The organism is Pseudomonas sp. MWU12-2319, assembly GCF_023242525.1.
GTDB lineage: Bacteria > Pseudomonadota > Gammaproteobacteria > Pseudomonadales > Pseudomonadaceae > Aquipseudomonas > Aquipseudomonas gingeri_D.
Window position 1 is genome coordinate 452350 of record NZ_JALJES010000002.1, and the last position, 12328, is coordinate 464677.

The 12328-nt window shown below is 58.3% G+C and carries 13 protein-coding genes and 1 pseudogene; 6 read left to right on the plus strand and 8 right to left on the minus strand.

Features of this window, described 5'->3' with window-relative positions; all coding sequences use genetic code 11:
• Positions 1-14: 14 nt before the first annotated feature.
• The 3 genes from M5C01_RS04740 to M5C01_RS04750 form a co-directional block, all read right to left on the minus strand.
• Positions 15-731: an ABC transporter permease gene (locus tag M5C01_RS04740; RefSeq protein ID WP_152737461.1), complete on the minus strand. Its 717-nt coding sequence runs from the start codon at positions 729-731 to the stop codon at positions 15-17.
• Between the two features lie 67 nt (positions 732-798).
• On the minus strand, positions 799-1656 hold the full coding sequence (locus M5C01_RS04745) for a transporter substrate-binding domain-containing protein (protein WP_178129759.1): 858 nt from the start codon (positions 1654-1656) through the stop codon (positions 799-801).
• Positions 1657-2284: 628 nt separating this feature from the next.
• On the minus strand, positions 2285-3826 hold the full coding sequence (locus M5C01_RS04750; protein WP_152737462.1) for a histidine ammonia-lyase: 1542 nt from the start codon (positions 3824-3826) through the stop codon (positions 2285-2287).
• Positions 3827-3995: 169 nt separating this feature from the next.
• Between M5C01_RS04750 and M5C01_RS04755 the strand changes: the two genes are divergently transcribed.
• The gene (locus M5C01_RS04755) at positions 3996-4940 is read left to right on the plus strand and encodes a LysR substrate-binding domain-containing protein (RefSeq protein WP_152737463.1); all 945 of its coding nucleotides are present in this window, start codon (positions 3996-3998) and stop codon (positions 4938-4940) included.
• Positions 4941-5098: 158 nt separating this feature from the next.
• On the opposite strand, the gene M5C01_RS04760 is transcribed toward M5C01_RS04755, so the two are convergent.
• Together M5C01_RS04760 and M5C01_RS04765 are read right to left on the minus strand one after the other, a co-directional pair.
• The gene (locus M5C01_RS04760) at positions 5099-5692 is read right to left on the minus strand and encodes a plasmid pRiA4b ORF-3 family protein (RefSeq protein ID WP_152737464.1); all 594 of its coding nucleotides are present in this window, start codon (positions 5690-5692) and stop codon (positions 5099-5101) included.
• 256 nt (positions 5693-5948) lie between these two features.
• Positions 5949-6878 carry a response regulator gene (locus M5C01_RS04765; protein WP_152737465.1) on the minus strand — a complete coding sequence of 310 codons (930 nt, stop codon included), beginning with the start codon at positions 6876-6878 and terminating at the stop codon, positions 5949-5951.
• On the opposite strand from M5C01_RS04765, the gene M5C01_RS04770 reads away from it, so the two are divergent.
• Positions 6855-7382 (plus strand): winged helix DNA-binding protein, encoded by a 528-nt coding sequence (locus M5C01_RS04770; RefSeq protein WP_152737466.1) that lies wholly within the window; start codon positions 6855-6857, stop codon positions 7380-7382. The two genes, M5C01_RS04765 and M5C01_RS04770, sit on opposite strands and share 24 nt — an antisense overlap.
• 134 nt (positions 7383-7516) lie before the next feature.
• Here the strand turns inward: M5C01_RS04770 and M5C01_RS04775 are convergent, their stop codons facing one another.
• A complete protein-coding gene (locus M5C01_RS04775; protein ID WP_152737467.1) occupies positions 7517-7741 on the minus strand; it encodes a hypothetical protein in 225 nt (74 codons plus the stop codon).
• Between the two features lie 210 nt (positions 7742-7951).
• Here M5C01_RS04775 and M5C01_RS04780 point away from each other — a divergent pair, with 210 nt between their 5' ends.
• On the plus strand, positions 7952-8323 hold the full coding sequence (locus M5C01_RS04780; RefSeq protein ID WP_152737468.1) for a hypothetical protein: 372 nt from the start codon (positions 7952-7954) through the stop codon (positions 8321-8323).
• 3 nt (positions 8324-8326) lie between these two features.
• Complete coding sequence (locus M5C01_RS04785; RefSeq protein WP_103494981.1) at positions 8327-8509, plus strand: DUF1289 domain-containing protein; 183 nt, start codon at positions 8327-8329, stop codon at positions 8507-8509.
• Here M5C01_RS04785 and M5C01_RS04790 read toward each other — a convergent pair.
• Positions 8506-9348, minus strand: coding sequence for an oxidoreductase (locus M5C01_RS04790; RefSeq protein ID WP_152737469.1), 843 nt, complete (start codon positions 9346-9348; stop codon positions 8506-8508). The two genes, M5C01_RS04785 and M5C01_RS04790, sit on opposite strands and share 4 nt — an antisense overlap.
• A gap of 239 nt (positions 9349-9587) precedes the next feature.
• Here M5C01_RS04790 and M5C01_RS04795 point away from each other — a divergent pair, with 239 nt between their 5' ends.
• Together M5C01_RS04795 and M5C01_RS04800 are read left to right on the plus strand one after the other, a co-directional pair.
• A complete protein-coding gene (locus M5C01_RS04795) occupies positions 9588-10505 on the plus strand; it encodes an AraC family transcriptional regulator (protein WP_152737586.1) in 918 nt (305 codons plus the stop codon).
• A gap of 215 nt (positions 10506-10720) precedes the next feature.
• Positions 10721-12034, plus strand: coding sequence for a PAS domain-containing methyl-accepting chemotaxis protein (locus tag M5C01_RS04800; RefSeq protein ID WP_103494979.1), 1314 nt, complete (start codon positions 10721-10723; stop codon positions 12032-12034).
• Positions 12035-12071: 37 nt separating this feature from the next.
• Here the strand turns inward: M5C01_RS04800 and M5C01_RS04805 are convergent.
• Positions 12072-12260 (minus strand): annotated as a pseudogene (locus M5C01_RS04805) (chemotaxis protein); the annotation flags it as partial.
• Positions 12261-12328 lie beyond the last annotated feature (68 nt).

Consider the following 12328-nt stretch of genomic DNA (forward strand, 5'->3'; position numbering starts at 1 on the left):
CGACTCTGACTAGACTAGACTGGGCTGCGCTGCTGCGTGCGACGCACGCGAGCCTCGGCCATGTTGAAAAGCCGACCGGAGAGGCCAGTGAGAACCAGGTACACGATGCCCCCGATGATGTAGAACGTGAAATATTGCCGGGTCGATCCGGCCGCGACCTGACTGGCCCGCATCAACTCCACCAGGCCGATCACGGAAATCAGCGCGGAGTCTTTCAGGCTCATTTGCCAGACATTGCCCAGCCCGGGCAGCGCGAAGCGCAGTACCTGGGGGATCAAGATCCGTTTGAAACGCATGGCCCGGCTCATGCCGATGGCCAGTCCGGCTTCCAGCTCGCCCTTGGAGACGGCGAGAAAAGCGCCACGGTAGACCTCGGCCTGATAGGAGCCGGAAATCAGCCCGACCGCCAGCGCGCCCACCAGAAAAGGCGGCACGTCGATATAGCCTTCGCCGCCGAACCAGTGGCCAACCGCCGTGACCACACTGGCACCGCCAAAGTAGAACAGGTAGATCACCAGCAGCTCAGGGATGCCCCTGAACAGAATCGAATACAGGTCCCCGAGCCAGCGCAGGGTGCGCCGCCGGGATAGCTTGGCCGCAGCGACCAGGCTGCCAAATACCGCACCCACCAGCAGCGCCGCCAGGGTCAATACCACGGTCATGCCTGCTGCCTTGAGCAGCGCCATTCCCCAGCCTGAGTCACCAAAACTGAGTAGCTGCAAGAGGTTCATAGAAGGTCCCACTTATGATGAAGGTTCAAGCAACCCGGCAACTGTTACGTTGCCGGGCCATTCAGAATCACTGCTTAGGGGTAAGGTCTGCCTTGAACCACTTCTCGCTCAGTTTCTTGATGGTGCCGTCAGCCATGGCTTCCTTGAGGGCGGCGTCGAACTTGGCTTTGAGCTCCGGGTCTTTCTGACGGAAGCCCAGTGCTTCGCCTTCACCCCAGATCGGGCCTTTGATGACCGGGCCGGTAAAGACCAGCGGTTTGTTCTCTGGCTTGTCCATGACCGAGTTGAAGAAGGTCACGTCATCGAAAGCGACGTCGATACGACCGGCCAGCAGGTCGAGGATGGCTTCGGCCGAGCTGCCGTACTCGCGAATGGTCGCGACATCCTTGAAGTTCTCATCAATGAACGATGTGTAGATGGTGCCGGAGGCGATACCGATGGTCTTGCCTTTGAGGGCCTTGCGCAGCTCTTCAACGCCGGCGCGGACTTGCTTGGCATCGGTGCCCAGGGTGATGGCGGCGGCGTCACCGGTCTTGCCCGGCAGCAGATCGGCTTTCAGCGAGACGAAGCTGGCCGGGGTCTGGGCGTAAGGCGTCGAGAAGGCCATGACCTTCTGGCGTTCCTCGTTGATGACGATGGCGTCCATCAGCACGTCGAATTTGCCGGCATTGAGGCTGGCGATCATCCCGTCCCAGTTCTGTACCACGACGTTGCACTTGAGCTTCATGCGCGGGCAGATGATATCCATCAACTCCGGTTCGAAGCCGCCGATCTTTCCACCTGGGAGCGTCAGGTTCCAGGGCTCATAGGCGCCCTCGGTGGCGATATTCACCGAGGTCCACTCTTTGGCCTGCAGTGCCGGGGCACAGGCCAGAACCATTGCACTGAGCGCTACAGAACCCAACCAGCTTGATTTCTTCGACATCTTGATAATTTCCTGCCTAATCAATGGAGTGTTGCGAACTGATCCGGCTCAGGCCGAATCTCCAATGCTTGCCTGCGCAACGGTTCTTGTGCAGACAAGACAAAACCATAAACAGCCAACCCGCCAGTCAAGCCGGTTAATTCGCACCCCTGATGGTTTCAGCCTGGCTGGCCGTCCCCTCTCCATGTGCCCCTGATCGATCGATCAAGCCGTGATCATCGGCAGGTTTGTGGCCTTGCTCTTGAGCGTAAACCGGTGCTGTGCACAGATCGTGCTGGCAACTTATACGCACACACATTTACTTGTACATACAAGCATATGCAATCAAGCGGCCAACTTGCCGGGTCGCCATGCAATAAAACCTGGGATTTTGCTGCAGCGCTTGTAGGACAAGGCTTTGCTGGGCGGCGTTTTTTTTCTGGAGGCTTTGCCGAGGAGGTAACGGTTGTTACCTGAGCTGGGAATTGCGCCACGTTGGGGCGCTCGGTGACAGTTTGAGAGATGTTAGTGCGCGATGGGGAACGTTTTGGGGAGGGCTTGTATAGCGAAAAAGGCCGTCCTTCAGCCGTCGAGAGGTAGCCAAAACACCTACCTTGACGGCCAAAGGACGGCCCCGGGGTCAACCTGTTTACTTGAGGTTTTTCTGCACCGTGGCCAGCACCTCACCACTGCGTACCTGCTCGGTAACACTCACCATGTCCAGATAGAAGGCACGATCATGGTCGGCGACCGGTACGCGACTGCGCACCAGGTCGTAAACCGCCTTGGTCACGCTGGAAGCTTTGTGCACGTCATGGAAGTCCAACGCCTGGCAACCCACCAGCAGTTCAATCGCCAGCACCGACTCGAGCTTTTCGGAAACCTTGTAGGCCTTGATCGCGGCGTTGTAAGCCAGGCTGACCAGATCCTCCTGGTTGGCGCAGGTCGAGAAACTGTCGACCGTGGAGGGGAATGACAGCGCCTTCATTTCCGCATACAGGCCCGCCGCGGTGTATTGCAGGATCATATAGCCGCTGTTGAGTCCCGGGTTGCGCACCAGGAAGGCCGGCATTTCGCTGAAGTGCGAGTTGACCATGCGGTCGATGCGGCGTTCGGAAATCTTCGCCAGGCTGGCCAGCGCCACGCACAGCGAATCCGCCGACATGCCGATATAGCTGCCGTCGAAGTTGGCGCCGGAAATGGCAATGCCGTCACCGTCCTCCAGCGGGTAGATGATCGGGTTGTCGCCCGAGGAGTGGATTTCGTTCTCGATATTTTCCCGGGCGTGCTCGATAAAGCGTTTCGACGCACCATGCACCTGGGGAATGGCCCGCAGGCTGTAGGCGTCCTGCAACCGGTAGTCGATGTTTTCGGCGATCAACTGGCTGTCGTGCAGCATCGCCTTGATCTCCCGGGCGGTTTGCGCCTGCTCCTTGTGGGCCTTGATCGAGTGGTAACGCGGATCGAAGGCCCGAATCGTGCCCTTCAGCGCTTCCAGGGAAAGGGCGGCGGCGACGTCGGCGAGGGCGGCATTCTGCATGGAATTGTAGAGGGCCAGAATCGCGATGGCGGTCACCGACATGGTGCCATTGAGCATGGCCAGGCCTTCCTTGCACTGCAGGTCCGTCGGTTGCAGGCCGACCTGTTGCAGGGCGGTGGCGCCATCCACCCATTCGCCGCCATTGACCCGGGCCTTGCCCTCGCCGAGCAGGACCAGGGCCAGGTGCCCTTCGACGGCCAGATAACCCACCGACCCCTCGCCGGGCGCAAACGGCACGACGTCATGGTTGAGCAGGCCGGCAATCAGCTCCAGCAATTCCAGGCGTACCCCGGAAAAGCCTTTGCCCAGGCTGATCAATACCATCAACTGGATGGCCCGAACCTGTTCACGCTTGAGCGGCTCGCCGACGGCGACGGCATGGGAGCGCACGATATTGACCTGAAGCTCCTTGGCATTCTGTGGAGAAATCACATGCCGGACGTTGTCGCCGAAGCCGGTGGTCACCCCATAGACCAGGCGATTTTCATCGAGGAAACGCTCGACCAGACCCCGGGACCGGTTCACGCGATTCTTGTAGGTCTCGGAAAACGACACCTTGGCGGAGTAACGGGCTACCGCGACGAACTCTTCGATGGAAGGTTCCCTGTCGCCAAGCACGACTTGAGTGATCTGCTGAGGATGAGCTGTCATTGCGAACTCCCGAGAAACGAAATGATTGAGGACCCGGCCCGGCCGGGCCATCGCTCGATTGAGCGTGGGAGAAGGCTAAAGCGATCTATCGATGAAGAAAATATGGCAATTTCTGTCAGTTTTAATAGAATTTCTAAACATAAAATGCCTTCGAGAGCTTTGTACCGCCATGAGCCGTCTACCGCCTTTACGAGCCCTCCAGGTGTTTGAAACCGTCGGTCACTGCGGCGGTATCTCCCAAGCGGCCAAACGCTTGAACCTCTCCGTGGGCGCGGTGAGCCAGCAGATGAAGTTGCTGGAGGAGGCGCTGGGCATGAGCCTGACGGTCAAGGAGGGACAGCGCCTGCGGCTGAACGCCATTGGCCTGCGTTTTCATGGGCGCTGTTCCACGGCCTTTGAAGAGTTGAGGGCCGCCGTTTCCGAAGTCGAGCGTTCGAAAAATCCCAACAATCTGTATGTCAGTGGCCTGCCTTCACTCATGACCCGGTGGTTGGCGCCCCTGACCTACGAATGGCAGCATGAGCATGGCGACCTCGACATCTATCTGGACAGCACGCTGGCGGATACCTCGGAGGAGGAAAACGCCGATTTTCGGATCGGTTATGGCGAGCCAGGCCAATATGCCGAGCACAGCGTCGTGCTGTTTCGCGATTGTGTGGTGCCGGCCTGCTCACCGAAGCTGTTGAGCCTTGCGGGCTATCCGGGCCGGGTGGAGCAGGCCGCTGACCTGCTCCAATACCCGCTGATCCGTATCGATTCGCGGCCGAAATTCGACTCGCCGCCCTCATGGGCCGAATGGTTCGAGCACGAAGGTGTGGCGGTCGAGCAGGCGATTGTCATCCGTCGCAGTTTTTCTTCGTCGAGCATGGCGATTCAAGCCGCCATCGATCACCAGGGGGTGGTGCTGGCGCAGTTTTCGATGATTTCCCGCGATATTGATGAAGGGCGCCTGGTCATTCCCTGGGGCCGCGCCATGCCGCTGCCTTCGCCGTATTACCTGAGCTGGCACCCCAACACCCTGCAGAAATCCCAATGCCGGGCCTTTCAGCGCTGGTTGATTGGCCGGGGCAGGGCACAAGAGGAAATTACCGCTGGCTTGATCGCTACCCTCTGAGTGAGCCAAAACCACGTATCGTGAATGTTGCGCGGGGGAGCCTTCGGCACGTCGACTGCCACCGGTGAAATGCTCGCCAGCGTTGCCGAACACACCGGGGTCATCAAACTGCTCGGCGCTGCCTTGCTGAGGTCCGTGGCTCCACGGCAACGTTGTTATCAGCACTGGAGCCTGATCTGTTTCAGCGACCGGTTGATACGCACACAATCAAAGGTCGTCGGATCAAAGTCGTTATCGCCGAACCACTCCAGTACGCTCTCATGCTCGGGGTGGCCGGCGTCATGCAGGGCCGTCAGGAACTCGTCATAGCCCAGCATGCCGCCGATATCCTCGGGGGGCCGGGCGTTGGCTCCGTCGATGCAGTAGGGCAGTTGCGGGCAAACGTCGGCGGGGATGATTTTTTCCAGCCGGATCAAGTGCTCCCAGCCATCCCTGAAATCGTAGACATAACGGAAGGTGCGGTTCCCCCGCAGGGCGCTGATCAGTGTCGTGTGTTTCTCCGCAACGATCGGAGGTTTCCAGCCGGTGCTGGAGTCGGAAACACCGTAGCTGTCACCGGCGATTTCAAATTCGTGCAGGTGTGTGTCCGTCCAGCCCATCGTCGCCTGGATAACCTGGTGCAGGTTGCCCAGGGTGATGCTTTCGGGGACCGCCACCTGGCGCCAGATCGTGGGGGTTATCCACTTCAACTCAATGCGTAGAATCAGCACTCGGTCGGTTTTGGGTGTCGGCAGTTGGGCAATCTGGGTCATGGGTCAGGCAGCCTCTCGAGGGTCAATGGACAAGGAGCGAGATCAGGGATCGCTCTGGGCTTCATCGGTCATCCACTTCAAGTGTTCAGTCTCTGGAGGGGCTGTTGTAGGAACTTGATTGATGGACGCCATACTAACGATGGTAGCGACGTTGTTCATCGGCGAAAATCAGACTGCAAGGACAAGTTTGGTATGAATCGGCCTACAGTAATAGGGTTGTATTTAAACGTTGCGGGCTGGGCGACCCCATTCAGTCTTATCGGGTTGTCAGCGTTTCGAGTGTTTTTTGCAGCTTGTTGATATCCATTGGCTTTTGTATGCATTCATTGAAGATGGATGCCTGGTATTTTCTTCGAACTTCCTCCAGTGGGTTGGCGGTAATGGCTATGATGGGGGTGGTCTGCGGATCAAACCCTTGCTGGCGAATCTTCATGGCGGTTTCAATGCCGTCCATTCCGGGCATTTGAATATCCATCAGGATGGCGTCATAGGATTTGCACAGCATGCCCAGGGCTTCATATCCATTACTGGCTATGTTGACGCTGCAATTAAGGCTTTTCAGGATCCTGCAGTGAAAATCGCGTACTCGCTCATCATCGTCGACGATCAAGATGGAGAGCCAGGTGCTCGGCTTGGATGGGCTGTCGGTAGAGGTGGTTTCCTTGGCTTGCTCCGCAATGCATTGAAAAAATTTAAGCATATCGGCACCTGACAGCTCAAGGTCGGAGCAACTTCTTTCGAAATGGGCCATAAACTGTTTCATTTGTTCCAAGGTCATGCTGTCCGCCTTCCTGGCTCCGGACTTGAGCTTCCAGAAGGTCTCCATGATGTCAGTCAATGGCTCAAACAAATGACGGCTGAGGGTTTGCTTGCTGATCGGGAGCCTGATGCTGTTCGGATGTGTATTTTGGCACATAGAAGCTCCCTCTGTTCCCCGGGGCGATTTGCTTTGTGATTCGGTTTGAAATTTATAAAACGAATGGACTTGTCCTTCAATAGGGGGATATATCGTTTGTTGCTGATGTTTTTGTAGGCCGAATCTTGTTGGTGTGTAGGGTGGAGGATCGTTTTGCGCTGCCAGGTTGATTTTTTGGTGTGTCCATTGCCAAGTTAGGCAAAGTATGTAGAAAATTGATTGAATCAAGGACTGAAGGTTCACCTCATGCAGATTGATAAAACGTGGCATCTGGCTACCACTGATGGTGAAGTGAGTTGGACTGAGTTCGAATTGCAGCTTTGGAGGGCGTTTAATGCCTTCAAACGTTGGCAGTTGGAGTGCGAAAAGATGGCCAACGATAATAAAATGTCAGTTGATGAGCTTGCGGTGCTTCACGTTATTCGGATGAATGATCGACCTAAAACCATTGCGGAGGTGGGGCAGCTGTTGAATCGCTCTGATTATTTTAATATCAACTACAGTGTTACAAGGCTCAGCGAACGAGGGTTGGTGAAAAAATATCAACCGTTCAAGAATAGACCGGTGCAGCTCAGCGTTACCGAGGAAGGTCGCAGGAATACGGAAAAATATACAGAGGCACGCAAAAATATACTGTTCGGGGAGTTTTCACGCGAAATCAGCGGTATCAACCTCAAGGAGGTTGTCCTTGGACTCAGACAAATCAAGGGTGTGTATGAAGAAGCTCATCGGGCGGCTTCGACTTATAGGTCTGTCACTACGGATTCTGGTTGAACTCAATTTGAGTTCTCGAGGGGCGTTTTTACGATGAAGAGCACCTGTTCAAGCGGCTGGATGATCGGGCATGTGTGAGCGACCACACTCCGTGACGGGAGAGTGATTCCTGGCGCATTGAGTGTGTGCGTTGCTCAGCTCGGCCCTTCCGCACGCGCAACCTCGCTGCGCAGGGCATTGGCCAACTCTTCGCAGCATCGGTAATAGGTGCGCTCGGCGATCTTGACGGCTTTGAACCCTTCTTCCAGCGTGTCTTTGGGCGACTTGCTCAAGGCCGCGACCGTCGTGCGCCATGCCGCGCGGGCGTTGTCTGCTTCGATCAGATGGGGCTTCAAGAGAGCTACGTCAATCATCGTCATGGAGGGTGATTCCTGTCTCTGGTTTTTTCTACGGCAGGCCGGCGACCGAATGCCCACCACCCCTGTCTTTTTCTTCGCTCAGCTTAGGGGGCAGCGAATGAACTGTCGAATCTTCGCGCGCGCCTGACCACCCACCTGTCATCCTGTCAATACCGGGCTTTGCCGACGATCAGGCATACTCTGCGCCGTCGAGATGAAAAGGATCAAACCATGTTGTTGAGTAAACGCGAGCAGGCGCAGATCGAGCGTCGCCTGGTTGCCGCCCTGACCGAGGCCTGCGAGACGGCGAAGGCCAGGATCGTCGGGTTTGCCTGGCTGACCCACGAGGTGGACTTCGCGCACTTTCCCGCCAGCCTGCGGGTGACCTGGGTTTTCGACACCCGGGCCAACCGTGACCAGGCGATGTCCGGCGAGTCGGCCCAGATGCTTGAACTGACCGCCGAAGCCCTGCGCGAAGCGGACGTTGAGGTCAAGCAGGTCGCGGCTCATCTGGCGTTCGACAGCGAGGAGCACTGCCAGCAGGTGAGCGCCGGTAACTGGCAACAGCACCTTGCCCGCACTCCACGCCCGGGACGCCACTGAATCATGGCCAAGGACATCGACAATCCCTGTATTTCCGTGTGTCAGCTCAACAGCGAGATGTGCCTGAGCTGTGGCCGCTCCAAGGAAGAGATCAAGCAGTGGAAGCGCATGAAGCGCCCGGAAAAAATGGCCGCGGTGCAACGTGCGACGCTACGTCTGAAAAGCCTGCAGAAAAAGAAGCGTTAATCCGCGTCAAAGTCCGTGGAACGGGTCAGCGCCTCCCAGGCGTCGAGTTCCGCGGCATAGCTGGCGAGCTTTTCCCGAACCAGCGTGAGCGCGTCACTGCCCAGCAGCAGATGAGCCGGCGGCTGGTCGCTGGCGATCAGGCTGAGCATGGCCCTGGCCGCGTTGACGGGATCGCCCAGCTGTTTGCCGCTCTTGGCTTCGCGGGCCGTCCGGATGGGATCGAACAGGGTGTCATAGTCGGCGATGCTGCGCGGCGAACGGACCATGGAGCGGCCCGCCCAGTCGGTACGAAACGATCCCGGGGCCACGGCGGTGACGGCGATATTGAATGGCTTGAGTTCCTTGCCCAACGCTTCGGATATCCCTTCCAGGGCGAATTTGCTGCCGCAGTAGTCAGTGATGCCGGGCATTGTGATGAACCCGCCCATGGAGGTGATATTGATGATATGGCCGCGACGACGCTGACGCAGATAAGGCAGCAGTGCCTTGGTCACGGCCACGGCGCCAAAGACATTGACCTCGAACTGCTGTCGTATTTCCTCGAGTGATGATTCTTCGAAGATCCCTTCGTGACCATAACCTGCGTTATTGACCAGGACATCGATCGGGCCCAGGGAGGATTCCATCTCGGCCACAGCCGCGTCGATCCGCCCGAAATCGGTGACATCGAGCAAGCGCCCGAAGGCTTGTGAAGGGCCCAGGGCCTCAAAGGCCTGCCTGGCCGATTCGTTGCGCACCGTACCGATCACGCGATGGCCGGCGGCAATCGCCTCCAGGGCGAGTGCTCGCCCGAAGCCGCTGCTGACGCCGGTGACAAGCAGGGTTTTGACTGACGACATGCTGATTTCTCTCATGGCAAGGGGATGGGGCGTCAACGGGATGTTCCGCTGTACGAATGCCGCAACTTTAGTCCTCGTGCGCCGCGAGGGAGAGCTCGCTTCCTCTGAATGTCTAGCCTATTCCTATGAGCGGTCTGTTATTCCGGGCCGGCCTTGAGCACAATCGACGACAGGGTCAGTGAGGGCGGGGGAATCAGGTGAACGGCGAGACGTGGGACCCCAGCGACGTGCGCAAGCGCATGATTGCGCTGATGGACAAGCTGACACCCCGGGAAGGCTACAACCTTACGGTGTTGCCGCAGGTGCGTTTCCTGCGTTCCAATCGGCCGCTGAGCCTGACCCCGGTGTTTTACCAGCCCGGTATCGTCATTGTCTGTCAGGGCAGCAAGCGCGGTTTCTTCGGCGACCAGGTCTACCTCTACGATGAACAGCACTACCTGGCCGTTTCAGTGCCGGTGCCGTTCACCATGCAAACCCTTGCCACTGAACAGGCGCCGCTGCTCGCCATCTACCTGTATCTGGATTTCAATGTCGTCGCGGATCTGATCCTGCAAATCGACCAGCAGGGTGGCGTCGTGGCGTCCAAGCCCCAGGGCATGCTCTCGACTCCCATGGACCGGGCGATGAGCGAATCGGTCCTGCGTTTTGTCGAGGTCATGGACCGGCCTCTGGAGGCGGAGATCCTCGGCCCTTCACTGGTTCGTGAAATCTACTTTCGGGCGTTGACGGGGGAGCAGGGCGGCGCCATGCGCGCGGCACTCACCCAGCAAGGCCGGTTCGGCAAGATAGCCAGGGCCATTCGCCGGATTCACGGGGCCTTCAGCCAACCGCTGAGCGTGGAGCAATTGGCCGCTGAAGCGGGCATGAGCGTTCCTTCGTTCCATGGTCATTTCAAGTCGGTCACCCAGACTTCACCGCTGCAATACCTCAAGTCGATCCGGCTGCACCAGGCACGGCTGCTGATGGTCAGGAACGAGGTGAGCGCCGCCAGCGCTGCTTTGGAAGTGGGTTACGAAAGCGCTTCGCAATTTGGCCGTGAGTTCAAGCGGCTGTTCGGCAACAGCCCGGTTGAGGAGGTCAAGCGCATGAAGGCCAGTTTCGTGGTGCCGCCGCCGGGGTGGCCTGCCAGCGCAGGCCCGGCAATGCACCGACAATAAACCCCCGCCCGTCGCCCCACGCGGGCCTTTCAACACGACTCCGTTACCTGAACTATGTTGTTAATAACCATGCCTGCACCTTGCGGCCTGGGGGACGAGTGGCTCTTGGCGTTCAAGCAATCTGCGGCGTCAGTTCGAGGCGACCGATGGTCTCAGTGATTGCCCAGGTACACCGATAGTCTTGGAATAACACGGCAAAAGGGATTCTTGCAGTCATGTTCAATACTCATCTGAAGAAGAGATTAGAGAGCAAAGAAGAAGAGCTTTTCAAGTTGCACCAGTTGTTCCATGGCATGACGGCGGAAATGGTTTCACTGGTGCTCGACCCGCAGTTCCGCGTCATCGACTTCAATCAACGCTTTCTCGACCTGCTGGGGTATACCGCCGAGCAGGTGCGGGATCGACCGTTGGAGCAGATCGTTCCGGCCTATGTCAAAACCCTGGACTGTTACCGTAACCTCAAGGCTGCGGTGGCCAAGGGCGAGTCGGTCAGCGACAACTACCGTTTCCTGCGCGCCGATGGCACCCTGGCCTGGTTGCAGGGCAGTTGGCAGCCGGTCCGGAACGAGAAGGGCGAGTTGTTGCACATCCGGTGTTTCGCTCGCGATGTCAGCCAGACCGTCGAGACCATGAAGGAGAACGAGGCCTTTATTCGGGCACTGCTGCGTTCCACGGCGGTGATCGAGTTCAATCTCAAGGGCGAAGTGATTACCGCCAATGACCAGTTCCTGCGGGCCATGGGCTACTCGCTGGCGCAGATCGTCGGCAAGCATCACCGTATTTTCTGTTCTCCCGAAGAGGTCGCTTCGAATCAGTATCAGGCCTTTTGGGCGACCCTCAATCGTGGGGAGTTCGTCGCGGATCGGTTCAGGCGCATCGACAGCCAGGGGCGCGATGTCTGGCTGGAGGCCACTTATAACCCGGTCCATGATGCCCAGGGCCAACTCTACAAAGTGGTCAAGTTCGCCAGCCTGGTGACCGACCAGGTGGAGCGCGAGAAAGAGGTCAGCGAGGCGGCGGGGATTGCCTACGACATCTCTTTGCAGACCGATACGACCGCGCAGCGCGGGGCCACGGTGGTCAAGGACACGGTGATGACCATGCAGGCCATTTCCGAGGAAATGCAGTCGGCGTCGGAGGGCATCGAGGCGTTGGGCAAGCAGTCGATGCTGATTACCTCGATGGTCCAGACCATTGGCGGGATTGCCGCGCAAACCAACCTGCTGGCGCTCAATGCCGCCATCGAGGCGGCCCGGGCCGGGGAGCAGGGGCGGGGTTTCGCGGTGGTGGCCGACGAGGTCCGGCAACTGGCGGGGCGCACCAGCGCCGCCACCGAGGAAATCGTCACCCTGGTCCAGCAGAACCAGAAGCTGGTGGACGAGGCGGTGCGGGACGTGTCCACCAGCCGGCACAAGGCCGAGCAGGGCGTGTCCCTGGCCAACCAGGCCGGTGAGGTGATCATCGAGATCCAGGATGGGGCCAAGCAGGTGGTGGGCGCGGTGGGGCGGTTTGCCAATCAGTTGAAGTGAGTGGCAGGGGCTGCCTGATAACCAGGCGCCCCTCGCTTTAGAAAATCGCCCGCAACGCCAATATCGCCAGGTAGATCAGGGCCACTCCGCACAGCCCATGGCTGAGCCGCTGCCAACCCGGTGATGCGGCTTTCCTGAGTACGTTGACCAAGGCCGCGATGACAAAGCAGCAGGCCACCGAGGCAAACATGAAGCCGGCAAAGAACATCAGGGTTTGCCCATGGCTCAGGATACCCAGCCTTTGGAGCACGAACCATGGGGGTTTAAAAATATTCTGTTACGTTTTTTCAGGTG